Origin of the sequence: Anabaena sp. CS-542/02 (assembly GCF_028331085.1) — a bacterium.
Taxonomy (GTDB): Bacteria; Cyanobacteriota; Cyanobacteriia; order Cyanobacteriales; family Nostocaceae; genus Anabaenopsis; species Anabaenopsis arnoldii.
The window spans coordinates 24407-51146 of record NZ_JAQMTM010000154.1 but is presented as its reverse complement, the minus strand read 5'-3'; the positions used below and the strand labels follow the sequence as shown (position 1 = coordinate 51146).

At 40.9% G+C, this 26740-nt stretch carries 22 protein-coding genes; 14 read left to right on the top strand and 8 right to left on the bottom strand.

Annotation, left to right across the window (positions count from 1 at the left end):
- The first annotated feature begins 487 nt into the window (after positions 1-487).
- The gene (locus PN447_RS15990; protein ID WP_271764008.1) at positions 488-814 is read left to right on the top strand and encodes an STAS domain-containing protein; all 327 of its coding nucleotides are present in this window, start codon (positions 488-490) and stop codon (positions 812-814) included.
- On the opposite strand, the gene PN447_RS15985 is transcribed toward PN447_RS15990, so the two are convergent.
- The 4 genes from PN447_RS15985 to PN447_RS15970 all read right to left on the bottom strand — a co-directional run bounded on the left by PN447_RS15985 (position 815) and on the right by PN447_RS15970 (position 4845).
- On the bottom strand, positions 815-1951 hold the full coding sequence (locus PN447_RS15985) for a PP2C family protein-serine/threonine phosphatase (protein ID WP_271764007.1): 1137 nt from the start codon (positions 1949-1951) through the stop codon (positions 815-817).
- Between the two features lie 251 nt (positions 1952-2202).
- Positions 2203-2970, bottom strand: a complete 768-nt coding sequence (locus tag PN447_RS15980) for a DUF1350 family protein (protein ID WP_271764006.1) — start codon at positions 2968-2970, stop codon at positions 2203-2205.
- Positions 2971-3048: 78 nt separating this feature from the next.
- The gene (locus PN447_RS15975) at positions 3049-3777 is read right to left on the bottom strand and encodes a hypothetical protein (RefSeq protein ID WP_271764004.1); all 729 of its coding nucleotides are present in this window, start codon (positions 3775-3777) and stop codon (positions 3049-3051) included.
- 294 nt (positions 3778-4071) lie between these two features.
- Positions 4072-4845 (bottom strand): MlaE family ABC transporter permease, encoded by a 774-nt coding sequence (locus tag PN447_RS15970; protein WP_271764003.1) that lies wholly within the window; start codon positions 4843-4845, stop codon positions 4072-4074.
- Between the two features lie 868 nt (positions 4846-5713).
- Between PN447_RS15970 and PN447_RS15965 the strand changes: the two genes are divergently transcribed.
- Complete coding sequence (locus PN447_RS15965) at positions 5714-7348, top strand: fasciclin domain-containing protein (RefSeq protein ID WP_271764002.1); 1635 nt, start codon at positions 5714-5716, stop codon at positions 7346-7348.
- A gap of 30 nt (positions 7349-7378) precedes the next feature.
- Here PN447_RS15965 and PN447_RS15960 read toward each other — a convergent pair whose 3' ends face one another.
- The gene (locus tag PN447_RS15960; protein WP_271764001.1) at positions 7379-7621 is read right to left on the bottom strand and encodes a hypothetical protein; all 243 of its coding nucleotides are present in this window, start codon (positions 7619-7621) and stop codon (positions 7379-7381) included.
- Positions 7622-7786: 165 nt separating this feature from the next.
- Here PN447_RS15960 and PN447_RS15955 point away from each other — a divergent pair, with 165 nt between their 5' ends.
- Positions 7787-9397: an alkaline phosphatase D family protein gene (locus PN447_RS15955; protein WP_442867105.1), complete on the top strand. Its 1611-nt coding sequence runs from the start codon at positions 7787-7789 to the stop codon at positions 9395-9397.
- 173 nt (positions 9398-9570) lie between these two features.
- Entirely contained in the window at positions 9571-12150 is a 2580-nt protein-coding gene (mutS, locus tag PN447_RS15950) for a DNA mismatch repair protein MutS (RefSeq protein ID WP_271764000.1), read from the top strand.
- A gap of 29 nt (positions 12151-12179) precedes the next feature.
- Here mutS and PN447_RS15945 read toward each other — a convergent pair whose 3' ends face one another.
- Complete coding sequence (locus PN447_RS15945; protein ID WP_271763999.1) at positions 12180-13463, bottom strand: tetratricopeptide repeat protein; 1284 nt, start codon at positions 13461-13463, stop codon at positions 12180-12182.
- Between the two features lie 121 nt (positions 13464-13584).
- Here PN447_RS15945 and sfsA point away from each other — a divergent pair, with 121 nt between their 5' ends.
- The 4 genes from sfsA to PN447_RS15925 are packed head-to-tail and all read left to right on the top strand — an operon-like array spanning position 13585 to position 16501.
- Complete coding sequence (gene sfsA, locus PN447_RS15940; protein WP_271763998.1) at positions 13585-14310, top strand: DNA/RNA nuclease SfsA; 726 nt, start codon at positions 13585-13587, stop codon at positions 14308-14310.
- Between the two features lie 29 nt (positions 14311-14339).
- Positions 14340-14825 (top strand): gluconokinase, encoded by a 486-nt coding sequence (locus PN447_RS15935; RefSeq protein ID WP_271763997.1) that lies wholly within the window; start codon positions 14340-14342, stop codon positions 14823-14825.
- 12 nt (positions 14826-14837) lie between these two features.
- Positions 14838-15737, top strand: a complete 900-nt coding sequence (locus tag PN447_RS15930; RefSeq protein WP_271763996.1) for a HipA-like protein — start codon at positions 14838-14840, stop codon at positions 15735-15737.
- A gap of 2 nt (positions 15738-15739) precedes the next feature.
- Positions 15740-16501 (top strand): HIRAN domain-containing protein, encoded by a 762-nt coding sequence (locus PN447_RS15925; protein ID WP_271763995.1) that lies wholly within the window; start codon positions 15740-15742, stop codon positions 16499-16501.
- Here the strand turns inward: PN447_RS15925 and PN447_RS15920 are convergent.
- Positions 16498-17475, bottom strand: a complete 978-nt coding sequence (locus tag PN447_RS15920) for a carbohydrate kinase family protein (RefSeq protein ID WP_271763994.1) — start codon at positions 17473-17475, stop codon at positions 16498-16500. The genes PN447_RS15925 and PN447_RS15920 overlap by 4 nt on opposite strands.
- 389 nt (positions 17476-17864) lie before the next feature.
- Here PN447_RS15920 and PN447_RS15915 point away from each other — a divergent pair, with 389 nt between their 5' ends.
- The 4 genes from PN447_RS15915 (at position 17865) to PN447_RS15900 (ending at position 21521) form a co-directional block, all read left to right on the top strand.
- Positions 17865-18128 carry a helix-turn-helix domain-containing protein gene (locus PN447_RS15915; protein WP_271731655.1) on the top strand — a complete coding sequence of 88 codons (264 nt, stop codon included), beginning with the start codon at positions 17865-17867 and terminating at the stop codon, positions 18126-18128.
- A gap of 169 nt (positions 18129-18297) precedes the next feature.
- The gene (locus tag PN447_RS15910; protein ID WP_271763993.1) at positions 18298-18933 is read left to right on the top strand and encodes a DUF6391 domain-containing protein; all 636 of its coding nucleotides are present in this window, start codon (positions 18298-18300) and stop codon (positions 18931-18933) included.
- 10 nt (positions 18934-18943) lie between these two features.
- A complete protein-coding gene (locus tag PN447_RS15905) occupies positions 18944-19939 on the top strand; it encodes a glycosyltransferase (protein WP_271763992.1) in 996 nt (331 codons plus the stop codon).
- Between the two features lie 253 nt (positions 19940-20192).
- Positions 20193-21521, top strand: coding sequence for a serpin family protein (locus PN447_RS15900; protein ID WP_271763991.1), 1329 nt, complete (start codon positions 20193-20195; stop codon positions 21519-21521).
- Between the two features lie 22 nt (positions 21522-21543).
- Here PN447_RS15900 and PN447_RS15895 read toward each other — a convergent pair whose 3' ends face one another.
- Positions 21544-22704 carry an AI-2E family transporter gene (locus PN447_RS15895; RefSeq protein WP_271763990.1) on the bottom strand — a complete coding sequence of 387 codons (1161 nt, stop codon included), beginning with the start codon at positions 22702-22704 and terminating at the stop codon, positions 21544-21546.
- 933 nt (positions 22705-23637) lie between these two features.
- Between PN447_RS15895 and PN447_RS15890 the strand changes: the two genes are divergently transcribed.
- Positions 23638-25053 (top strand): LCP family protein, encoded by a 1416-nt coding sequence (locus tag PN447_RS15890; RefSeq protein ID WP_271763989.1) that lies wholly within the window; start codon positions 23638-23640, stop codon positions 25051-25053.
- 106 nt (positions 25054-25159) lie between these two features.
- Complete coding sequence (locus PN447_RS15885) at positions 25160-26731, top strand: tetratricopeptide repeat protein (protein ID WP_271763988.1); 1572 nt, start codon at positions 25160-25162, stop codon at positions 26729-26731.
- Positions 26732-26740: the final 9 nt, after the last annotated feature.

The window sequence follows — 26740 nt, the reverse complement described above, 5'->3', positions numbered from 1 at the left end:
TATAAAATCTTCCTTGTCCACTTTCCTTCCTTGTCTTCCTAGTCTTGCCTTCACAGATCATATTAAAAACCTACCCTTGCAAGGAGAGGGTGGGGTCAAACAATAGTTGATACACTAATCATGACTTGACAAACATCCTCTTAGAAACCCATCTAACTTATATAAACTTTGGCTATAGGAATCCTATTTAATTTTTGAACAAGACTCAGTACACACAGCAATTCTTCTTACCTGTTCCCTGTTCCCTATTCCCTGTTCCCTGTTCTCTACCTAGACAAATCAATTCAAAACCAAACCGGATTTCTATATATGTAATTTCTGTTAAATGAAATCCTGGATACTTTTTTATTAATCAGCAAGCATTTATGATATACCACTAGTAATTGAGTGCCTGTTTGATTTTGCTAGGTTTCTTAAAAAGTCCATCTTGGTATATAATACTAACAAAATCATTACATTTTCTTAAAAAAATCTGGTCATAAGTATTATGAATGAACAAGTCAAAGTCCTGAAGCTCAGTGGAATTATCAACACCACCAACTCACAACAACTACGAGAAGACCTGATGTGCCTTGTAGAAAGTGGTGCTAAAATAGTTTTAGTCGATTGTCAAGATGTGACCTTTATGGATAGTTCAGCCTTGGGCGCTTTAGTATTAGCATTCAAAACATTACGGGCAGCAAATACCAAACTAGTTCTGTGTTCTATCAATGAACAAGTCAGAATATTATTTGAATTAACAGGTATGGATAAAGTGTTTGAGATATTTTTAAATCAAGATGACTTTAATCAAGTTGTACTCTCCACCAAATAATTAATCGAAATTAATTTGTAGGACTGATAAATCATCATCAAAAGCATCTTTGGAGTTCAAAGCAATGAGATAATTCAATACTTGATCGAGTTTGACCTCAATGGTGTGTTGTAAGCTAACAAGTATTTGAATAAAAGCATCTAAACTCCAAAGTGTGCCATCTGATTTTGTGATTTCATAAGCACCATCACTGAAAATATAGAGATTACTAAATTTATCAATATTGCAAAAGGCATCAACATATTTTGCCTCTGGAAACATCCCAACAGGCATTCCCGGAGTTCTTAGTAATTTAAATTCGGTGTTTTTGGCAGATGTACCTGATACTAATATTGCAGGGGGATGGCCAGCGCTTGCATAAATTAACTCCCGCTTAACTCGGTTATAAACTCCATACCAAATAGTAAAATATTTGTCATTTTGGTAATTCATCTGGAAGGTTTGATTTAAAGCCTTGAGTACATCGCTCGGTTGATAGTAATTCAAACCTTTTAAGGCGCGAGAACGTAACAGATTGAGGACGGAAATTGAGGGGAGAGCAGCTTTTAGTCCATGTCCAGCCGTATCTAGGAGGTATATAGCTAGATAATCAGCATCTAGCCAGTAGTAATCGAAACAATCGCCGCCAAGTTGTCGGGAAGGAATGAATCGAGAGTCGATTTTTAGAGGTTCCATGACTGGTAATGGTAGCAGCGATCGCACATATTCTGCTGCTTCTGCTAATTCGGTTTCTAAAAGTAGCTTTTGGGTATGTAAATCCTGACTTAACTGATGCAAGCGCAATCCGGCTCTGACTCTTGCTTTTAATTCATTTTGCTCAATGGGCTTGGAGATAAAATCATCAGCGCCAGCATCTAGTCCCTTGACACGATCAGCAATCGAATCTAAAGATGTTAAAAAAATAAAGAAAGTGGTGCATAAGCTGGGGTCTGTCTTCATGCGCTTACAGACTTCTAACCCATTGAGTCCTGGCATGATCCAATCACAAATAACCAGGGCTGGATGGTAAGCTATAGCTTTGGCTATTCCCTCTTCTCCATTACTAGCAGTAATTACTTTATAGCCTTGTTTTTCCAACATCCTCTTCAGGAGTATTTGTATAGAAATATCATCATCAATTACGAGGATTTGAAACATGGATCATGCTAATTGGAAATTTGATCATGGTTTGGTATTTTGCCAATACTCCCAGGGTTTTCTCCTGGTGGGAAGATATCAGGAAGGAATTAATTGACCTCAGATGCACACAGATATAGCATTTCCCATGCTCGTGAGGTACAAAGTTGTTTAGTTTCAGGGAACAGGGAATAGGCAATTGATGTGTACTTCATTAGCCTGAAAAAGGCTTTAAACACCGATAATTTTTATATACTCGTTTTTTTCAAATGTTATGGGGGTGATAATGGGTTTAACCATAAGAGAATGGCGCGTTTTAGCTGGTTTAAATCTCGGTAAATTTCTTGTTTAAACCATTGTCCTAAAGCATCCCAAGGAGTAAATGACCCTCCTGTTTGCCATTTGATATCTTGACCTAAAGGTGTGGTGTGAGTACCTGGTAAGGTTTGTTTGGTCACCATGTGGGAAAAGCGGTCTAGTAAGATTTGACTTAAACCTGCTGATTGATCAATGGTATCGTTGCTAAATTTTATTAATAAATTACGGCGGATATTGTAGCTCTGTCTTACGATTGTGTCGGTTTCCACTGGTGAGGGCGTAAACTCAATGGGCAAAGTAGAATTAAATTGCTCTACTAAGGGGATGGCCTCTTTGGCGGCGTAGTTGTTGAAGGAAATTAAAATATTTCCAGCACGTTCTACAGGTAGCAAACTGCCAATGAGTAAGTGAAGTTTACAACCCATACTGTGCCCTAACCCGTAAGTAGGCAGATAAAGCTGGCGTAGGGAGCCAGAGTCCTGTAATCTTTCTAGGGTGCGTTCAAAGTTCAGCAGTACGGTTTTGGCGATCGCAATATGATCTAAAGTATTGATAAATGGTGTAGCAATAATCACATATCCTTTGTTAGCCAGATGTTCTAGTAACCAGCGATAAGTCAGATGGGGTGCGGTGGCCACAAATGCACCTCCGAGAAAATGGATGATACCAATGGGCTTTGGGGGAATGAGTACCCAGTTACCTCTAATTTCTTTCCAGTCCATACCTATAGGCGATCGCTAAATTCACACCTCTTTATGTTAGACTGTCGATTGCAGTCCTGGGGAGTTTCATAGCAAGATTCATGAGTGTGAGGTCAGGTTTTGCAGCCTTTTCATTTCCAGTTGCACATCTAAAGCGATTTGCAATGCTTCATTGAGTAACCTACCATGCTCGGTCGCTTCTTCTGTAACTTGCATTGCGGTTAAAGTCGCCAAATTATTGGTAAATAACTCTGTATTTCTGAGAATAAAATTCTGATTTTCTCTTAAAATTCTCTCTGTCTTCAAAGCCCGAATTAAATCATTTCTTGTGAGCTTCAGGGCGGCGATAACTTTTTCCCTTTCTCTAATAACCACTCCTGGATTACCAGCTGCTTCTATTTGATCATTGATATCTATGGCTTTGATAACAGCATTATATCTATCAACATCATTTAAAAGTATTTCTAAAGAATTCGTCATATTGTGATTAAGTATTTTAATTTTTCTCCGCCATAATAAATAGAAAACAATCTGTGTGACACATCCACCCCAAGAACACAATATTATTAACAGTAACCAAGATGGAATTGTGATCCAAGTAGCAAACAGCTTAATCAGGATATCAAAGAGCAAATAACCAAAAACAAATATAGAAGAACTAATAAAAACTACAGTAGCTCCCTCGGAACCCCTAAGTTTATCTGTAATGCTTTTAGCAATTGTTCTTAAAGGTTGGGTAATAATAATTAATTGCTGTTTAACAGGTAAATTAGTCAAATTTTGCAATTCTGTATGACTAATATCTAAGCCATGTAAATCATTACGCACCAATTCCGTATCCTCACCAGATTACTTAGGAATGTGAATTAAATAACCTGCAAAGGAAAATTTTCCACCTCACCCAGTCTTCTTTAAGCAAGAGGCGGACAGGGGATGAGGTTCTGTACTTTCCTGATGCAATGCTTATTTAGTACAATATAGCAATCAAATTTATTGATGGCTCGTTAAATAGTAATTTTTATGATTATTTTAATTGAGAGAACTACTAGCATTCAAATACATATACGTTAAATTTGATACAGATTTATCACTAGCTAGTGACCATCTAATTTTAAACTCCAATTAAATTGTAGGCTGATGAAACATCAACAAAGAGAGAAAAAAGTCCATCATAAAAATTAACACCCAAGTAGTGACCACTGCAGTTGTTGCTGACTCTCCAACTTCTTTTGCTCCTCCCTTAGTAGTTAGTCCCCAACTGCAACCATTGATAGCGACTATAGCGCCAAAAATCAGCCCCTTCACTAAAACTATAAGTAAATCTGATGGTTCTAAAAAAGTTCTGACAGATTCTAAAAATGCTTCAGGGTCAACATGATAAAATTGGGATCCTGCAAAAACCCCACCAGTGATGCCTACAACTAAAGCAAAAACCATCATAATGGGCATCATCAAAATGCAAGCCACTACTCTAGGAAGCACCAAGTAATCAATAGGATTTGTTTTGAGCATATAAAGTGCATCAATTTGCTCTGTAACTCGCATAGCACCTATTTCCGCTGCAAAAGCAGAACCTACTTGTCCAGCAATAATACTAGCTGTCAAAAGAGGCGCTAATTCTCGACAAAAAGCCAAAGCGAAAGCCCCCCCCACAGCATCTAATGCACCAAATCTCACTAATTCTCGAGCAGTTTGAATAGTAAAAATCATACCAGCAAAACCACTAACAAGGACAACTGGAGACACCGAAGCAGGCCCTGCGGTCACCATATGTTGCAAAATTTTGCGGTAGTAAGTTTTTCCTTGGAGTAAATGCAGGAGTACCTGACCAAAGAGTAGAACTGCGGCAAAGCAGCGTACTATCCATAATTGATCTAATTTTTTTTTAGTTTGCATTACCGCCCTTCAGACTGAGTTTTTTTGTCCCCATATAAGCAAGTGATACAAATGGGAGGCAATTTAGTACCTATCTAAATTGAGTCTTGCCTGTCATTAGTTTATCGCCAATTATGTCTTGCATCAAAATATTATGCCCCTATATAAGCCCTAAGTTTGTGTAATTAATGAGACCAATAGATTGAGCATATTACATTATTGCATTCCCCGTCCCATAAACTAGAAAAACATCTGTGTTTATCTGTGGTAGATATGAGATTTTTAGTGATGATAATCAGCATCTAAAAGCATGATCAGTCCTGAGTAATAATTTAGATGAAATTGCAGTCAATAAAAATACTTAACTTGTATATAGAAATCCGGTTTGGTTTCTGAATTGATTTGTCTAGGTAGGGAACAGGGAACAGGGAACAGGGAACAGGTAAGAAGAATTGCCGTGTGTACTGAGTCTTGTTCAAAAATAAAATAGGAGTTGTATATATTCATCCTAATTAATAGGTATTCGATTGTCCTCAACTATCTAAAGGAAGAGAAAAAAAATAATAGTTTCACCTTAAGCTAGTTGTGTAATTCAATTAAATCTGAGAACATTCATTATGTCCAATAATTTATTTCAATACTATTGAGACATTTGGCGAGAATTTTGGCAAAGTGGCGATTAAATGGCCAGTATTATGTTAAGACTCCGCTATCAAGTCATAGATAAATTAATCAGGGTGAGGAGAAAATGATCATGTCCTCAAAAGTTATAACTCTCATTCATTCAGGTTTGCATTGGTACTTTAGATATTGACATCAGCCAAACACTCCTGTGTCTACTAGGAATCTACATAAAATAATTTTCAACTTTTTCTTGGAGGATATTTTCATGATTAGTTTCTGGCGTTGGTCATCAGCAGGTACAACTTTGTTGTCCTTAGGAGTCATACTAGCTACAATCAATCCCATGATAGTTTCCGCTCAAACCAGTGTGACTCCCTCCCCTGCTTTAGCAGCTAACTTGTCTGACGTTAGTGCACAGTATTGGGCCAGTCCATTTATTCAAGCTTTAGCGCAAAGAAACATTATATCTGGTTTTCCAGATGGTACTTTTAGGCCAAATGAACCGGTGAGTCGCGCTGAATTTGCAGCAATGATTCAAAAAGCTTTTAATCAAGACCAAATTCGGCAAATAAGTGCTGATGGTTTTGCAGATGTTCCTGGGAACTTCTGGGCGGGTTCTGCAATTCAGGAAGCCTACGAAACCGGATTTATGTCAGGTTATCCAGGAAACTTATTTCTGCCAAATCAACAAATTCGCAAAGTTGAGGCCATAGTTGCTTTAACAAATGGTTTAGGTTTACAAACTAGAGAGAATCCATTAGCCGTAGTCAATACTTACTACACAGATGCGTCAGCAATCCCCAGCTATGCATTAGATAATCTTGCAGCAGCTACGGAGGCTAGTATTGTTGTTAATTATCCCAATGTTAAGCTACTTAACCCGCTAGATCCTTTAACTCGTGCTGAAGCGTCGGCGATTTTATATCAAGCTTTAGTCAGACAGGGACAAATGCAACCCCTAGCTAGCAACCTTGTAGCCACTAAGTATATAGTTGGGCCTGCAGAACAAACTCAAAGTCAAGATATTGTTTCTATTGCTGCATCGAGTGAGGTTTTTACAAGCTTGACTTCTTTATTGCAAACAGCAAATTTAGCAGGTATTCTGCAACAAGCGGGCCCCTATACAGTGTTTGCTCCCACGGATCAGGCATTTGCAGCTTTACCAGCTGGGACTCTAGAAGAGTTGCAGCAACCGGAGAATAGAGAATTATTGATTGAGATTTTGAGATATCATGTGGTTCCTGGGGAGATAACGGCTAATCAACTCTCACCCGGAAAATTAATCACCTTTGAGGATGTACCTGTAAATATTCAGGTAGATAGAGCTACTAATCAAATTGCGGTGAATGATGCGGATGTTATCCAGCCCAACGTACAGGCGAGTAATGGTGTGATTCATGTAATTAATAAGGTACTCATACCACCTAACCTGGGAGTCAGTCAATCGCCACCAGCAGCAACTACTGTTGCTATGGAACCAGGTACAGGTACTCGTGGAGGGTCTAGTTATATTGGGGTTGCTGGTAACATTGGTATAGGGGGTAATTCCACTCTCAGTGAAAGTAACTATGGATTAATCAGCAAAATTGGGCTGACTAATACTATCTCCGTGCGACCAGCGGTGATATTTGGGGGCGATACACTGTTTTTGGTTCCCGTAACTTTAGATTTTGCTCCCCGTTTCGCAGATCCCCTAAATGGAGAACAAATATCAATATCTCCTTTTTTAGGGGCTGGGGTAGCTGTTGAAACTGGAAGCGGTTCTGACGTTGGTTTATTATTAACTGGTGGTGTGGATGTGCCTATAGGCGATCGCTTTACTGTCACGGGTACTGCAAATGCAGCATTTTTAGATCGTACTGATGTGGGTTTGCTCCTGGGGATTGGCTATAATTTTTGATAGTGACCTTGCGGGTGATGGTAGTTCATCTTACCTGTTAATCAGAATGAACAGAGAATAGCCACAGATAGCAAACACGAAGGCGATCGCCACAGAAAAAATAACAACATCCCTGACAATAAATAAAATCCAATCTTTTCTAAGTTCTTGTCTAAACTTGAGTTCCCGCAGCTTCTGTTCTAGTTCCGCGTCTGCTTGTGATTGCAAGTTTACCGGTGATATGATTTTGGTTTTATCTACTTCCATCTTTCTCCTGTGAGCAATGCTTTCCATCTCCTAACTAAGCAGAAATCTCTCCAGAACCTAGGTTCAGGTTTTTGCCAAATTCATCTAAAAAACTAGTTTTAATTAACCTTTGGATAACTCAAGCTTTACTTATTGGCATTACAAAATTTAGTAGTTAACTATTTTGTAATACTTTGCTTGAGGGGGCTATTCATGAGCATAAAATCTCATAACCCATTAAGATTAAATCGTCGGCAGTTTTTACTTAGTTCTGCTGTTACAGCAGGTGGTATTATCACCACAAATATTGTATCAAATTCACAAGTATTTGGACAAGCGCCGGGAATTATTACATCTGAAAGTATGCGTCCTACCATACCCTATGGTGTTGCTACTGGGGATATAAGTGGTAATAGTATTGTGATTTGGAGTCGGAGCGATCGCCCTGCACGAATGGTGATTGAATACTCTACCAGTGAATCCTTTAATAGACTAGGACGTGTTTTTGGTGAACGTACTTCACAGGAACAGGATTTTACAGCCAGATATGTTCTCAAGAACTTACCCCCAGACCAGCAAATATTTTACCGGGTAATTTTCCAAGACTTAGACAATCCACGCATCCAAAGTGAACCTGTCAGCGGTACTTTTCGCACTCCTTCCAGAACCGGAAGAGATATTTTCTTTGTGTGGGGTGGAGATACCGCCGGTCAAGGCTGGGGGATTAATCCCGATTTGGGTGGGATGACAATTTATGAACAAATGCGTCAGTTAAATCCTGACTTTTTCATCCATTGCGGGGATACGATTTACGCCGATAACCCACTTGTAGCAGAAAGAACACTAGATGATGGTAGCATTTGGCGGAACATCGTCACAGAAGAAAAGTCAAAGGTAGCAGAAACCCTACAAGAATTTCGTGGTAATTTTCAATACAACTTGCTAGATGAAAATGTGAAGCGTTTTAACGCCCAAGTACCGATGTTAGCCCAATGGGATGATCACGAAGCTGTAAACAACTGGTATCCTGGGGAATTTTTGACTGATGATCGCTATACAGTTAAGGATGTTAACTTGCTAGTACAAAGAGCAAGACAAGCATTTTTTGAGTATATGCCCATGGAATATAAGTCAAGATATGGTGCTGACCGGTCAGAAATTTATCGTTCTTTCCAATATGGCCCATTACTTGACATTTTCATGATAGATGAGCGGACTTATCGCGGACCAAATACCGGGAATGTTCAGCCAGCAAAAAGTCCAGAAACAGATATGCTGGGCCAATCACAACTGCAATGGTTGAAGGTGCAACTACTTAAATCAAAAGCTACATGGAAAGTAATTTCCAGTGATATGCCTTTAGGGCTAATAGTGCGAGACGGTTCTACTGCTTTTGAGGCTTGGGCTAACGCAGATAATGGTAAAGCCTCCGGAAGAGAATTAGAGTTGGTTGAATTACTGCGATTTATCAAACGCAGAAACATTAAAAATGTTGTTTGGATAACTGCTGACGTACATTATGCCGCAGCCCACTATTATGACCCCAACCAGGCGGTATTTCAGGAATTTAAGCCTTTTTGGGAGTTTGTCGCCGGGCCTCTCAACTCCGGGACATTCGGACCGGGACAATTAGACAATACCTTTGGTCCACAATTGATATTTCAAAGCAATCCTCCAGGTATGCGTCCAAATCGACCACCCACTGAAGGTTTACAATTCTTTGGTGGAGTGAAAATTGATGCTAATACCAAGGTGATGACAGTATCACTGCGTAATTTAGCAGGGGAAATTATTTATAGCCAGGATTTACCACCAGAAGCGTAAGTTTTTGACACTTGAGCTTAATTGAGCCAGTAAGATAGAATTATTCTGTCTACTGGCTTTTTGTGCAGCTGAGATAGCCGGAAAACATCACAAAAGTTTGAGCCATCGCCTCTTAAACTCCACATCAGGTTATCATCAAATATTGTGGAATGTCCGTGCATAACCTACCATCTATGACTGCTTCTGATTCTGACACTCAACTAACGGAACCCCATAACCCTGCAGCGCCTCTGATTGATACTCAATTAGCAGACCGCAGTAAGCTGAGTAAGATGTACCAGCACTATGTAGAAATGAAGGATAAATATCCTCATGCTTTGCTACTGTATCGGGTAGGAGATTTTTTTGAAACTTTCTTCCAAGACGCTGTAACAGTCTCCAGAGAATTGGAACTGGTACTGACGAGTAAACACGGTGGCGAAGTTGGTCGCGTAGCCATGACTGGTGTACCGCATCACGCCTGGGAACGCTACACCACCCAGTTAGTAGAAAAAGGCTATGCGGTGGTAATTTGCGACCAAGTAGAAGACGCATCGGAAGCAGTGGGTTTGGTGAAGCGTGAAGTCACCCGTATCCTCACACCGGGGACTTTGCTAGAAGAGGGAATGTTAAATACGCGTCGCAATAATTACCTAGTTGCTGTGGTAATTGCGGTAACTCATTGGGGTTTAGCTTATGCAGATATCTCCACAGGGGAATTCCTCACAACTCAGGGGAGTGATTTAGAACACCTCACCCAGGAATTAATGCGGTTGCAACCCTCAGAGGTGGTGGTTCCCACTAACGCCCCAGATTTAGGGAGCTTGTTGCGTCCCGGAGAAACTTCGCCTCATCTTCCCCAATGTTTACCACCATCATTTTGTTATAGCCTGCGATCGCAGGCTCCCTTTACCCAAGGTGAAGCTAGAGCAAAATTATTGCATAAATTTAAGATCCGATCGCTCGAAGGACTCGGTTGTGATCATCTTCCTTTAGCGGTACGGGCCGCTGGGGGTCTGCTGGAATATGTGGAAGATATGCAAAAAGTCAACCCCGTTACCCTGCAAAAGTTACGCACTTATACTATTACTGACTATTTAATTGTAGATAATCAAACTCGCCGTAACCTAGAGATTACGCAAACAGTCCGGGATGGTACATTTCATGGTTCCCTGCTGTGGGCGTTGGATAGAACTAGCACATCAATGGGGGGGCGGGCTTTGCGGCGGTGGTTATTGCAACCACTACTTGATATTAAAGGCATTCGGGCGCGACAAGACACCATCCAAGAATTGATGGAAAATACACCCCTGCGTCAAGATTTGCGGCAATTGTTACGGCAAATTTACGACTTAGAACGGCTGACAGGTAGGGCGGCTTCGGGAACAGCTAACGCTAAGGATTTAGCAGCTTTGGCCGATTCCCTCTCACGCTTACCCCAATTATCTTACCTAGTGGCTGATGCGCGATCGCCTTTTCTCAAAGCCTTACAGAAAGTCCCCGATGTCTTGGGAGAAATAGCCCAAAAATTACACGCCCATATAGTAGAATCACCACCCATACATATTAAAGAAGGCGGCTTAATTCGTCCGGGGATAAATCCCCAGTTGGATGAGAGAAAAGCCACGGTAGAATCAGACCAGAAATGGATTGCTAATTTAGAAGTTGACGAACGAGCAAAAACCGCAATCCCCACCTTAAAGGTAGGATTTAATAAAACTTTTGGTTATTATATTAGTGTTCCCCGGTCTAAATCTGACCAAGTACCTGATAATTATATCCGCAAGCAAACCCTCACCAACGAGGAACGTTACATCACCCCAGACCTGAAGGAACGGGAAGCGCGCATACTCACAGCGCGGGATGATTTAAACCAGTTGGAATATGAGATTTTTGTACAGTTGCGCCAAGATGTGGGAGAACAAGCGGAGGTAATTCGCAATGTTTCCCGTGCTGTAGCTGCAGCGGATGTGTTATGTGGTTTAGCTGAGTTAGCTGTACAACAAGGTTATTGTCGTCCAGAGATGATTTCCGGACGAGAGATGATGATTGTGGATGGTCGTCATCCCGTAGTCGAACAGTCTTTACCCGCAGGGTTTTTTGTCCCCAACTCCACCCACTTAGGAAGAGAACAGACCACCCAGCACCTAGAGGAAAAACCAGATTTAGTTATTCTCACCGGACCAAACGCAAGTGGTAAGAGTTGTTATTTGCGTCAGGTGGGGTTAATTCAGTTAATGGCGCAAATTGGGAGTTTTGTCCCAGCGACCCTGGCGAAGTTGGGAGTATGCGACCGGATTTTTACCCGTGTGGGTGCGGTGGATGATTTGGCCACAGGTCAATCTACTTTTATGGTAGAAATGAATGAAACCGCCAATATTCTCAATCATGCCACTGCGCGATCGCTGGTATTATTAGATGAAATTGGCCGAGGAACAGCAACTTTTGACGGTCTTTCGATTGCTTGGGCCGTAGCGGAATATATAGCTACAGAAATTCGCTCGCGGACAATTTTTGCCACTCACTATCATGAGTTAAATGAATTGGCTAGTATTCTCCCCAATGTGGCTAATTATCAAGTCACCGTCAAGGAGTTACCCGACCAAATCGTTTTTTTACATCAAGTTCAGCCCGGAGGGGCGGATAAGTCCTATGGTATTGAAGCTGGACGTTTAGCGGGTTTACCAGATGTAGTCATTCAAAGGGCGAAACAAGTTATGGGACAAATTGAGAAACACAGTAAGATTGCTATGGGGTTGCAAAATATGGAATAAGCCCATCAAAACCTCTAAATTAAGAATCATCACCTACCTCGTCCCCGTTCTATATCCTCAATTACTTGTTGTAAATACCATTCATAAGACATCCCCGGAAGGTATTCCTGTTTATCATCAATTAGTCTTTGGGCGATTTCCCAATGTCCCCCCACCAGTCGCAACAGTCGCTGACGCAGTAAATTATAGTTTTGCTGTTTCGACTCCGGTCTAGATGTCTGGACTTTTTGCAACCTCTCCAATACTTGATGATAATTGTCCCAATCTTCCTGTTCACAAAAAATACTCGCCGCTTGTTGATAATCTGCAACTGCGTTTTGCATTTCTTCTAAGCAAGCATGGGCAATACCGCGATTGTAGTAAGCTGGTGCATAATGGGGATGAATTTGTAATGCTTGGTTGTAATCTTGAATGGCATCCAGATAATTACCAGATAATCGATAGGCGTTACCCCTAGCAACATATATTAAAGCATCTTGGGGTTGGATTTTCAAAGCTTGATTAAAATCCGCCATCGCTCCTTGATTGTCCCCCAACAGCGAACGGGCTTTACCTCGGTTACGATAAACTATGGCATCTGTGAAGTTTAATTGTATAGCTTGGTTAAAGTCAGCGATCGCTTCTCGATAATTGCCCATTTTACACCTGACCACCCCCCGACAACAATAAGCTTGAGCATCTTGGGGGTCAGCTTGTAATATCCAGTTTAAATCAGCGATCGCCTCAGTGGTATCTCCCTTTTCGGCTTTTTCTAATAACTGGGTAAAATATCCGTTGATTGATAAGTCTAATATTTTTTGGGCATAAGCGTTAGTATAATTACTTGAGGTTACATCTGGTTTTGGTTTTGGTTGTAACTGTTTAATTTTTTGCATACACAGCCGACAGCTAGCGGTGTCTTTTTGTGCTAAATATAATTCAGCGGCTTTTTTAAAGTTAGCGATCGCATCTTGAATAAAACCTTGCTTGCGCCGTATTGTTCCCCGCAATTGATAAGCAGGTGCATAATTAACATTGAGGCGAATCGCCTGATCCACATCTTCCAGCGACCCCGGTAAGTTTTTCAGTACTACCCTAGCCAATCCCCGACAATAATACCCCTCCATACCCCCAGGATTCAACCGGATACATTCAGTATAATCAGAAACTGCTTGATGAATCGCACCTAAATTATAATAAGCCAGACCCCGGTGTAAAAACCCATCCGCAAAATCAGGGACCCATTGTAAACAACTAGTAAATTCCTCAATAGCACCAGAGTAGTCTTTTTCCTCAGCCCTTTTTAGTCCCCGGTGATAAAACTCATTACTCATAAATCACCTAACCAGATAAACATTCCACTTATATTATGATGTTAAATATGAAATCAACCTGTTGCATAATTCCATCAGCAGTTAATCATTGTATATTACTTAACAGTAAACAGATTTGATCATGATTGACTGGCTTTACCGCTATCCACCTTTATATTCAGGAACACTACTAAAGCGCTACAAGCGCTTTTTTGCGGACATTCAACTTGACTCCGGGGAAATAGTCACCGCACATTGTCCCAACACAGGGCCAATGACAGGAGTCTCCACCACCGGGAGTAAAGTACAACTTTCTCAAAGTGATAACCCCAAGCGCAAATTAGCTTACACCTTAGAATTAATTCAGGTACATGATACTGAACCCACCTGGGTAGGAGTAAATACAGCCTTACCCAATCGTATAGTTAAACTAGCCTTAGAAAAACATCTATTCCCCCAACTAGGAGATTATAGCCAAATTAAAAGCGAAGTAGTGTATGGACAAGATAAAAAAAGCCGGGTAGATTTCTACCTCACAGGTAAAGACCCACAACCGCCAATTTATTTAGAAGTCAAAAACACAACCTGGTCCCAAAGTACCCGAGCAATATTTCCTGACACCGAAACCACCAGAGGACAAAAACACTTACGCGAACTAACAGCACTCCTCCCCCAAACCCGCGCAGTCATGTTGTACTTCATCAACCGGGGGGACTGTACAGAATTTGCCCCCGGGGATGTAACAGACCCAATATATGGTAGACTCCTAAGACATGCCATACATCAGGGTTTAGAAGTATTACCCTGTCGTTTTGACATCTCACCAGAAGGCGTACGCTACCTAGGTTTAGCAAAACTGAGCATTTAACTAACTTTGCGTCCCTCTGCGTTAAAAAAATGATCATTATTATCATGGGTGTATCCGGTTCCGGTAAAAGCACCATTGGTAAACTACTCGCCGATGCCTTAAACTGGGAATTTCAAGACGCGGATAACTTTCACTCCACAGCGAACATTGAGAAAATGCGCCTGGGTATCCCCCTCAATGATAGCGATAGAAAGCCTTGGTTAAAAGACTTGCAAACAGCGATCGCTGTGTGGTTACAACAAAATACTAATGTAGTCTTAGCCTGTTCGGCGCTCAAAGCAGACTATCGCCAATATTTACTATTAGATAGCGATCGCATGCAACTAGTCTACCTCCAAGGCAGTTTAAACTTACTACAGCAAAGGCTCCTAGGGCGACAAAATCATTTTATGTCCGAAAAACTCCTCAACAGTCAGTTAGAGACCCTAGAAGAGCCTGATGACGCTATTTGTGTAGATATTTCTGAGCCACCCCAATTAATTGTCGAGAACCTGAAAACAGTGATTGGGCTTTAGATCATTTTTAGCATGAAAGAACCATTTCCCATCATTGACATCCTACCCGATGCCCCTGAAGCTGATGAAGATTTAGGAACCAAAGAAAAATTCTGGTTCCGCCGCCATGATAATGTCAATTATCTCTACAAAAAAACTAGACAAAACACAGGCGAAGACTGGTCAGAGAAGATAGCATCTGAGTTGTGCAGTTTGCTAGACTTACCCCATGCTATTTATGAGTTAGCCACATTCAATGGTGACAATGGCGTTATTAGCCCCTCGTTTTTGCCGGAAGCTGGAATTCTTACCTTAGGAAATGAGATTCTAGCGCCAATAGTACCTGGATACCCACAAAATTGCCGAGACTTATCTCAACACACAATTCATAATATATCCCATGCTCTTGAAGGTGGTTCCGTAAATTCACCGATTCACTGGGTACTACCAGCAGGAATTAACCGTGCCATGGAGGTTTTCGTGGGATATTTACTCTTAGATGCTTGGATAGGAAATACAGACAGACATCACGAAAACTGGGCATACATAAATTTAGGCGATAAGATGCACTTGGCACCAAGTTATGACCATGCTTCTAGCTTGGGTAGGGAAATGTCTGATGGAAAAAGAGAAGAGAAGCTGAAAAATAAATCTTCTGTGGTAGATTATGCCGAAAAGTGTACATCTTTGATTTACCCTAGTAATGGAGGGCAAAAACCCCTCAGAACTTTTGATGCTTTTTATCAAGTCCAACAACTTTATCCAAAAGCTGCTGGGTTATGGTTAGAAAAATTAGCGGGAGTGTCCAGTCATGATACGTCAATGCTCTTTGAGCGCATACCATCTCATCGCATATCGCCAATAGCAATTGAATTTGCACAAAAAATCTTGGAATTTAATCACAAAAGACTGGTACAACTCCTAGACACCTGAATATGAAAACATTATTTTTAGCTTGGCAAGACACCCACACTAGAGCTTGGTTTCCCATTGGACGTTTAACTTTTGACGGTAGAAAGTACGAGTTCTTATATACAAAGGGTGCATTGACAGCTAAAAATAACTGCGGATTTACTGGATTACTTTCTTTCCCAGATTTTAATCAAGTATACACATCAGTGGAACTGTTTCCATTATTTTCTAACAGATTAATGCGACGCTCCCGCCCCGACTATAAAAATTATATTGAATGGCTGAATATTCCAGAAGGTGAAGATGACCCCATTACCATTCTTTCTCGGAGCGGGGGAAGGAAAGTAACAGATAAATTTGAAGTTTTCCCCGCTCCACAACCAGATCAAAATAATTTATACCATATTCATTTTTTTGCACATGGACTCAGACATCTTCCCACTTGTGCAACTGAAAGAATTAATCAACTACAACCTAGGGAACTTTTATATTTAGCTCACGACTTTCAAAATCCCTATGATCCAAAGGCGTTACTTTTATGCACTAGGGAGCATCACATCGTAGGTTATTGTCCCCGCTATCTTGTGGATGATATTCTTCAAGTGAGAAACAAAAATCCACAAGTTGTAAAAGTACACGTTGAACGGGTCAACCCCGCACCAACTCCACTTCAACTGCGGTTATTGTGCAACGTCACCGCGGAATGGCCAGAAAATTTTCGTCCATTTTCCGGCCAGGAGTATCAGCCCATTATCGCTGATATCCCAGCTGGTACTACTTCCTAAACTTGATGGGAAGCTAGAAAAGCCTCAACTTCAGCCCCAGTGGGTTGAGAAGCGATCGCACCCGGTTTAATAGTAGTCAGGGCCCCCACAGCATTAGCATAAGCAACAACCTTTTTGGCTGTTTCGCCATCCTGTAAGCTTTGGATACCATGTTGACCCAATTGGTGGATAAATCCAGCTAAAAAACTATCCCCTGCGCCCGTTGTATCCACAACCTGAATGGGATAAGAAGGTAACCTATCTTCATTTTCACCCAAACAATAGGCGCAACCATTTTCTCCATCTGTTACCAGCACCCCCTCAACGGAAGCCAGACGGTAAGTAATTGCACCTGGGTCAGTGGTATTAAACAGCCATTCTGCCTCTTCCTTAGAGAGTTTGAGGAAATCAACCTGCTTTAAGATATCCTGGATTTTTTGGCGAGCCACATTGGCATCTTGCCAAAACACAGGTCGCCAGTTAACATCCAAAATAATCTTCAGGTCATATTGTCCTGCTAATTCCAAAGCCCGGTGAATTGCCCGCTCACTTTCAGGGTAGGCTAATTCTAAGGTACCTAATACCAAAAACTCCGCCTCTGTAAACAGCGACTCTGGTAATTGTTGAGCTTGTAAGCGGGTATCGGCAAATTCAGAGGTGTCATACTCACCAAATCCCGCAAAATTGCGATCGCCCCCCAAATCTCGCACCACATAAACTTGCCTCGTTGGTGCTGTAGAATGGGGTTGTACCCCTGTTGTATCGACACCGATCTCTGCTAATAGCTTCACTAACTGACTCCCCGGTTCATCTTCACCAACAGCGCCAATAAAACCTGCGGGAGTGCCCAATTTTACTAAAGCACAAGCCACATTAGCCGGCGCACCCCCTGGGTAGTGAGTCCAGGACTGAACTTCTTCTAGCTTTAGCCCCAATTGGTCAGCTAAACAATCGAACAAAATTTCACCAACGCACAAAACACGGGGATTGCTCATATAAATATCTGGTATGTGGAAAACGACGGCGTCTTTCAACCTGAGAGTTCAGGGATAGGTTGACTCAAATCAGTGACCACTCCAGCGGTTAAAACCGCCAGGATTTGCTAACTATAGTATAAAATATAAAACAATCTTCACTAATCTGTCTCCACTCTTTGACTCAGAAAAATGGCATTTTTGCTAATTTAACCAGAGACATATCTGCTACTATATAAATATATTTACATATCTATCTATTTAATTAAGTTAAAATAGTTACATATAATTATTGAATATAAATCTAAAGAAAATATAGTCTCCCATAACTTAAAACCCCTCTAAACAAAAGAATCTTCTAGAATTAAAAGAGGATTAAGTACATATACCAAGGGAGGATAGAAAAACTTATGGCTGGTGGCGAGTCTCAGACCCCTGTTAGTCTGTCAGACAGAGAATTGCAAATTATCGACTTAGTGGCCGCTGGCTTAACTAACCAAGATATTGCAATCAAACTGGAGATTAGCAAACGCACAGTTGATAACCATATCAGCAATATTCTCACCAAAACCCAAACGGAAAACCGAGTGGCTCTGGTCCGATGGGCTTTGCAGTGGGGTAAAATCTGCTTGCATGACGTTAATTGCTGTGTTTTACCTATCCAGAACGATTAAACCATTGCTGGGTGTGTACTAGTTTTCATTCTCCTCACGCCTTTGCATTCAGGTGGATCTCCAGCGTAAATTCCTATTGTCATCAACAAAAATTAGCAATAATCCACAGCCTCAAGGGTTACATTTAAAAAATCTATATTGCTCCATCAGCTAGGAGAGCAGTCTTTTGATGCATACTTCAGCTTCTGTTCCAGGTGGTTCACCTACCTTTGATTTTTTTAGTTTTGACTTTACCGCCCCCCAACCAACACAAGATGCTGACTTACTCAGACAGCTATCATTCATCCCAGGATTAAAAGAAATAATCCTGCTGCGACAAGTTCACGCCCTAGAACATGCTACTGTCTGGGTTCTGAGTGAAGCTAAAAGCGGACCAAAAAAAGTGCAAGTAGACAACGAACTCTTAGGCGGGTTGTCTACAGAACAAGGATTTTACCTTTATGGTGAGGTGAATATCAGTGATTTGCGCCGGGCGGTCACACTCGGCTTAAATCGTCTGATTAATGGTGAATGGGATTTAGCCGTGCATCCCCGTTGTGGCACAAATGCATCAGTAGCAATGCTGTTGACAGCCAGCCTAGCTGTGGGTGTTAATCTATTACTACCATTCCGACCCATTGAGCAATTAATCGGTTTAGGACTCGCGGCCACCACAGCAGCAGAACTTGCACCTAATTTAGGTTCCATAGCACAGCGCTATCTCACCACCGCCATCCCCTTTAACCTCACAATTGAAAATATTACTCTGACTCGTGACCTTTGGGGAAGACCGGGACATTTTGTCAAAGTCAGCTGGCGAGAATAAACAATTAATCATGAGAAAGCTTTACTTCTTAGTTCCTGGTACTTATGGCAAATTTGCCTGTGGTGGACTTTGGGCAGAATTAAAAACAGTTAAGCTAGCGCAGCAAATCTGTAGCGCTGATGTCGTCACTTATCGCCAAAGAGAAACAGACCAACTGTTTATCGATGATCTGCTCACCCAAAAAAATTTAGATCAGGCTATTTTTGTCATTAGCTGGGGATTTGATGTACCCCAGCTAGCCAAAAAACTCAAGCAATATAACGTTATCTACCATGCCCATAGTGCCGGTTACAAGTTTCGCCTACCTGCTAGTATTCCCATCATCACAGTCAGCCGCAACACTATGGGATATTGGGGGCAAAAGTCCCCTAATTCTTTAATTTATTATTTGCCCAATCAAATTAGTAATGAATTTCAAAATTTACATTTAGAGCGGGACATTGATGTTTTAGTTCAAGCCCGAAAATCTTCTGAGTATTTAATGCAAGAATTGATCCCCGCTTTGCAGAAACAGTGTAACCTAAAATTAGTTGACTCTTATGTAGAAGACTTACCCGGCCTATTTAACCAGGCAAAGATTTACCTGTATGACTCTGCCGAATATTGGGCGCAACAGTTCGTTAGTGAAGGCTTTGGACTACAACCCATGGAAGCTCTTGCCTGTGGCTGTCAGGTATTTTCTAGTATCAACGGTGGACTGTCAGATTATTTAGACCCTGGGTTTAATTGCTATAAAATCGCCGGCTACTCCAAAGAGTATGACCTGCAACGCGTTATAAATTCCCTGAAATCATCAGAAACTATCAACTTATCTGAAGAATTTTTTGCCCAATATCGCAGGGAAAATATTATCAGAAGATTTCAAATTATTTTGCAAGAATTAAACGAATTCTTTGACAATAAAATTAATTTTTCACCCAATATCAAAGACTTATCAAAAACTCGGTTACTCAAACTAAGGATCAAGAACATATACAAAAAAATCAGGCAGAAATACTTTTTCTAACTCAGCCATTGAGTGCTGCTGATCATTTGAATAACCTGGCTTAAAAAGTATAATAATACACAGATTGATATCTGTGTTTATCCGTTGACTTTATAAAAAAGGCAGATATCCATTCCCTATTCCCTTGACTGTTACTAAAACTGTAACCGTCTGTAGTTTTAATGGTTCTAAATGCAATAGTAAGCAATCGGAACATAATTGAGCCTCAATTTTGGATCGACTGCGAAAAACGTTGGGTAAACTAGGTGGCAGAATGAATCGGCAAAAACTAAGTGGTGTGGCAACAACATTCCTACAAAGACGTTATGGTGTAAGTCTAGGGAGACGTTACGTTTTGGCGGCAGCTAGTGTTGTCCTGTTCAGTGTCTTGGGTTGTTCTCAAGTAAGTGGGAGTACAAATTCCCCGACCCAATCTGATCTACATTATTCCGAGACTCCCTTACCCAAAAAAATATTAATCTCTGATCAGAAACTTGTAGATTCTAATAATAGATTTGGCTTCAAACTGTTTTCCCAAATTTTGCAAAAAAACAGTAGTGAAGATAACATTTTTCTATCACCTTCAAGTATAGCCATCGCCCTGTCCATGGCATATAATGGCGCCAGTGGTTCCACTCAACAGGAAATGGCTAAAACCCTAGAATTACAGGGCATGAGTCTACCAGAAATTAACTCAGCCTACGCCACATTAAAAGGGTTACTAGAAAATCCTGATCCCCAAGTGCAACTGACGATTGCTAACTCACTATGGGCAAATCAACAAGCTACATTGCAGCCGAATTTTATCCAAAGTATCCAGAACCTATACAAAGCCCCGGTCAAAAAATTAGACTTTGAAGATGGCGCATCTGCCAATACTATCAATAAGTGGGTTGAAGACAGTACCCGGGGAAAAATCACCAAAATAGTCGAGCAAATTCCACCTGAGCAGGTATTGTTTCTGATTAATGCCATATATTTTAAAGGGCAATGGAGTAGTAAGTTTGATAAATCACAAACTGCCAAACATCCTTTTAGATTAATATCTGGTGAACAGAAGCAACACCCGATGATGTCGCAAACAGGGGAATATAGATACTATGAAAACGACCAGTTTCAGGCGGTGAGTTTACCTTATGGCGAAGATGGCAAAATCAGCTTTTATATCTTCTTACCCAAGCAGGAATCTGACCTCCCAAACTTTTATGAAAACTTGAATTTTGACAACTGGGAAAAATGGATTTCTCAGTTAAGAAAACGGGATGGATTTATTCGCTTACCCCGCTTCAGAACAGATTATGATGTAACACTCAATGATGCGCTCAAAGCCTTAGGGATGTCAGAAGCTTTTAGCAATCAAGCCAACTTTTCCGGTATAGGTAATAATGTCAAAATTAGTCAGGTCAAACATAAAACATTTGTCGAAGTCAACGAAGAAGGTACAGAAGCCAGCGCCGCCACATCAGTAGGAATGGTAGCAACAGCTTTTAGAGAAAAACCGGAACCTTTCCGCATGATTGTTGACCGTCCCTTTTTCTGTGCTATTCGAGATCATCAAACAGGGAGCATTTTGTTTATGGGTGTCATTACTGACCCTCAGTAACCATATAAAACACTCCTCACCACTACGGTAATGTCGGTTCGGAAACACCTAGACCATTGTTAGTTTCAGGTGTTAGTGATTTTTCTGTAAGAACGTGTGCAGCTTTCTCTTCGATTTCACCGTTTAAACCCTGGGGACGCAGGGCTGTTAAAGCCGTCTTAATAATTACAGCCGTTGGTACTGCCACAATTACCCCTAAAAGTCCACCAACTCTCGCCCCTGTGAGCACAGAAATCAGTATCCAGACTGGGTTTAAACCAGTAAAACTACCTAAAATTCGGGGTGCAATTAAGTTCTCCAAAATTTGCTGCACAATTACCGCGGCTATGACCACCTTGATTCCCATAGAGAAATCTTGCAGCGCTACTAGGGAAGTAGTCAGGGCTATACCCACCGAACCACCAAAGGGTACAAGAGCCATGATGCCAATAGTTAAGCCAAACAACAACCCAAATGGCACTTTTAGCCACAAAAACGTGGGAATTAGGGCTGATGCCATACAGGTAGATAAAATCAGTTGGGTGATAAAAAAGTTCTGAAAACTCAGGCGTACTGTTTTAGAGAAAGGTTCGCGAAACTTGGTAGGTAGCCACTCTACTAAACTCTGCCAAAGTTCACCGCCATGCTGCAAAAGATAGAAAGTCAAAACCATGGTTAAAAGAAAATCTAGCAGGCTAGTGAATGTCACCACAGCTAGATTTAACACTTGTCCGGCGATTTGTTGTAATTGACTCTTGACGCGATCGTTAATTTGGACAACAAGAGCATCAAGATTAATTGGTAAATTCAGGGTTTCTGCTTTCTCATTTAACATCATCAACTGAGAACGTCCAGAGTCGATTAACTCTGGTAATCGCGCCACTAATTGCTGGGCTTGGGTGAGAGCTAGGGGAAACAGGGTAACACCCAGGGCCAATAGTACCGATAAGGCCAACAAAAAAACTAAAATAGCAACTTGTTCTCGCCTAGCACCTTGACGCTCCATCCAGCTCACGGGATAGTTGAGCAGAAATGCTAGTACTGAGGCTCCCACCAAAATCACGATGAGGGAGTGGAAATAATGGAAAATTGCCGAAATCGCCCAACCATTGAGAACCAAAAGTGGGGCGCATAACGCGATCGCCCCCAGGCGCGTTATAGGTGTAAATGTCTGCCACCAGTTGAGTAGCTTGCGTGTCTGCATCTTTAGCCGATTGCGGGATAGAACTAAATCAAATCTTTTTCTATAGCTTATTATCTCTAATTACATCATCGCATTTCATCTCTCTAGTTTAGGATCAGACTCAATCTTATGGAAAATCTTGAACCAATTGAGAATTCCCAGTAAAATCAATATACATCTACCTCTACAAGACCGTTCAGGTCATACAGCGAACATCTTACCGGGAATCAGGGTTCAGTAGTTTTGCTGACCCACTATTGGGCAAGCAATCCTCTTCATTCCTGCTATGAAGCCCACATTTGACGAGTATTTTCACCGATTTTTTCGCCAATTGCAGATGATCTCTGATCAGGTCTGGTCAAACTAACTGATTGTTGTCATACTTCAATTAATTATCTCCGGATTAGCCACCAAAAAATGAGAAATCCTATAAGTGTTCTTGTTAACACAACCATCACAACTTAGTACGGTTAATTAAACGTTAAGTTATGTCAATAATTCAGCCCTCACGGAACTGAGGGGCTAAGAAGCAAATCTTACCTGTTGAATTAGTTCGGCACAGCGTAAATAGGTATACCATTTAAAAAAAGTCGAAAGTCCTAAAATAAAAACCTTTGAACTTTTGACTTGTGCTTTGCGGTACTAATTCCATTGAGAATGCCCTCCGGGTGCGGACACATTTCTAGACTATTTGTTTAGTCTTTGGGTAAGGTCAAGACATTATGAATTAGGTAGGCCAGGGACTAATATATATAAGGAAAGTTACTGACTGGGATTATATCTATTGCTCTATTGCAAAAGTAGCATTTCCCTGCGGTGAATACCGGTATCCCTGTCCGTAGGTTTGTTGACTGAGTTGACCAGGTAGTAGGTATTTATATGAGTTAGTTTCGTTGCATATTAATTAGTCAGAAAATTTACAGAGTTTAATGAGCAGTAAGTGTGAGGAAGTCTGTGACCAGTCAAAGAACTTCGGCAAAACAAAAGCAATTAGCCAAGGCGATCAAATCAAAAAAACCAAATTCCCACAGCCGTAAATATCGAGGTTGGGTGTTGTTCTGGCTGGGTATGAGTGGTATTGCTATGGTCTCAGCAACAGTAGGGGCGATGTTAGCGGTTTCCCTTACTAGTAGCCCATTGCAGCAAGCACAGTTAAGCCCCCAAGAAGAAGCGGTTTTTGATACAGATCGCATTTCTGGCGGTGGGTTACGATTCTCGGAATTAACTCGCCCTGTGAATCTGTTAGTGATGGGGATGAGCGTCCTCCCATCGGATTTAATTAATCCTCCGGCCGAATTGCAGCATCTGGGCTATGAACCCCAGGTAAATTCTTTTGATGGGCTGGCTGATGTCATGATCTTGATCAAATTTGATCCCGCTACAAAAAGAATAGCTATGCTCTCAATCCCCAGAGACACTCTTACAGAAGTAATTGGGTATGGAGAGAAAAAACTCAATGCTGCTAATGTTGATGGGGGCCCAGCTTTAACCGCTCAAAGTGTTAGTCAACTTCTGGGTGATATAACAATTGACCGCTATATCCGTATTAATGTTCTGGGTGTTGGTAAACTGATCGATGCTTTGGGTGGAGTCACAGTCAACGTTCCCAAGGATTTGCGATACCAAGATGACTCTCAACGCCTATATATTAATTTAAAGGCTGGTGAACAGCATCTTGACGGTGAGCAGGCTTTGCAGCTATTACGCTTTCGCCATGACGAACTCGGAGATATTGGCCGGGTTCAGCGTCAACAAACGGTCATCAGAGCTTTGATAGACCAGACTCTTAACCCTGTAACATTAACCCAATTACCCAAAATTCTCAACCTGGTCAAAGAAAATATCGATACCAATTTAACAATTGAAGAATTATTAGCACTAGCAGGCTTTGGTGTGCGAGTCAACCGTCCTAATATGCATATGTTCATGTTACCAGGTCGCTTTAGCCAACCCGGTGAATATCTGGCTAGCTATTGGATACCAGACGAAACTGGTATTTCTAGAATGATGTCTCAACATTTTGGTGTCGAATTAACTCGTGAACTCCAAGAGGTTGATTATCGTTCTGTGCGAGTTTATGTTCAAGATAGTACAGGTAGCGATCGCTCACAACTGATTTCTGTAGTCCGAGATTTAGAACAACTCGGATATCGCCGGGTTTATATATCTGCACCTTGGCGGGAATCCCTGAAGGTGACTAATATCATCGCCCAGCAAGGAGATATTGAGAATGCACAGTTAATTCGCGATGCTTTGGGATTTGGGGAAGTACGCATAGAAAGCACTGGTATTATTGATTCTGATGTTACTATCCAGTTGGGTGAGGATTGGTCACAACAAAAAACACGTCCCTGGGACATGACTTATTAAAACTTATCCATCAAAGTGCTGAACACTCAGCACTTTTCCCTCAGAGGTTTACTTTAGTTCTAAATTTTCATACAATAATTTCATCACCAGATTCGCAGAATGATACATGGATTGGATTACACTACTGCGATCGCTACAGTCCGACTTTATTAACAGATTAACATCGGGTTGTTTACTTCAATGTGAAATACCAGGTCAATATAGTGAATTAACTGTCATCTCCGGGGAAAGATTAAAGATATTACGAGAATTTTGCTGGCTGATGGCTGAAAAATATAAACGGACTTCCTCAGTGCGTGACGTTTTTATTAACAATCTTAAAGGAAAACTAGGGGAAGAAGTTGTTAAAGAACGTTTAGCTGATTTGATTACAGAAGTCGATTATGAAACCCGATTCGGCGGTGATGGTAATGTTGATTTTACTTTAACTTCTGATTCAAAAATCGGCATTGAGGTCAAGTCCCGTCATGGTAGTATTAGTCAGGTTAGATGGTCAGTTACTTCTGAAGAAGTTGCCAAAAATACAGTTATAGTTTGCGTTTTAATTCAAGAGGATGTCAACGAAGCACAACCACATTATCACCTGTTTTTAGCTGGATTTCTGCCAACCAAAATGATTAAGTTAAAAACTGGTAAAATTTCTTTTGGCATCAACCAGTTATTATATGGAGGTGGTTTATTCTGCTATCTAGAACAGTTCAGAAAAACTCCTAATTTTCAATACTCACACTCATTACAATTTCCAGGTAATTCATGTAATTTTAATCAATTAAAATATATGAATCAAAATTCAAGTCAAGATTATATTAAACTAGGTGATGATTGTTTTCATATCGGTGAATACGAAGCAGCAATTACTCACTATCAAGAAGGATTACAAATAAAAGCTGATGGCGAAAGTTATTACAAATTAGGTTTAACTTACTATCAGTTAGGAGAATACGCCGCCGCAACTGCGAATTTTTCCCAAGCAATCCAGCTTAACTTTCATGATAGTAAGGTTTACCATAAAAGAGGTTTAGCACATTATCAACTAGGAAATTATCCAGAGGCAATTGAGGATTATACTCAAGCTATCAGGATTAATCCTTATATTGCCGTTGCTTATAAAAATCGTTCTGAAGCTCGTTCTCACATTGGAGACAATCAGGGAGCAATAGAGGATTACACTCAGGCAATTAAAATTAACCCTGATTATGCAGATGCCTATAAAAACCAAGGGATTGCACGTTATTTCATAGAATATCACCAGGGACTATCTCAGGCAATTAAAATTAACCCCCAAGATGCAGTTGCTTACAAAAATCGTGGTAACGCTCGTGCGGATTTAGAAGATTATTCAGGAGCAATTGCCGACTATACTGAGGCTATACAGATTAATCCTAATTATGTAGATGCTTATTATAACCGTGGTAATGCTCGCTATGATCTAGGAGATTACGAGGGAGCAATTGAGGATTATACTCAGACCATTAAGATTAATTGTAATTATGCTCACGCCTATTATAACCGTGGTAATGTTTATTCTCACCTAGGAAAAGAACAACTAGCAATTGATGATTTTTGCAAAGCAGTAGATATTTATAGGCGAGAAGGTAAACTAGAAGCTCTTAAAGATGCTCGTGCTAGAATTTCAGATTTAGAAATCGCTCAATCATTGGATATTTTGAATTTCTAAAGTTTTCAG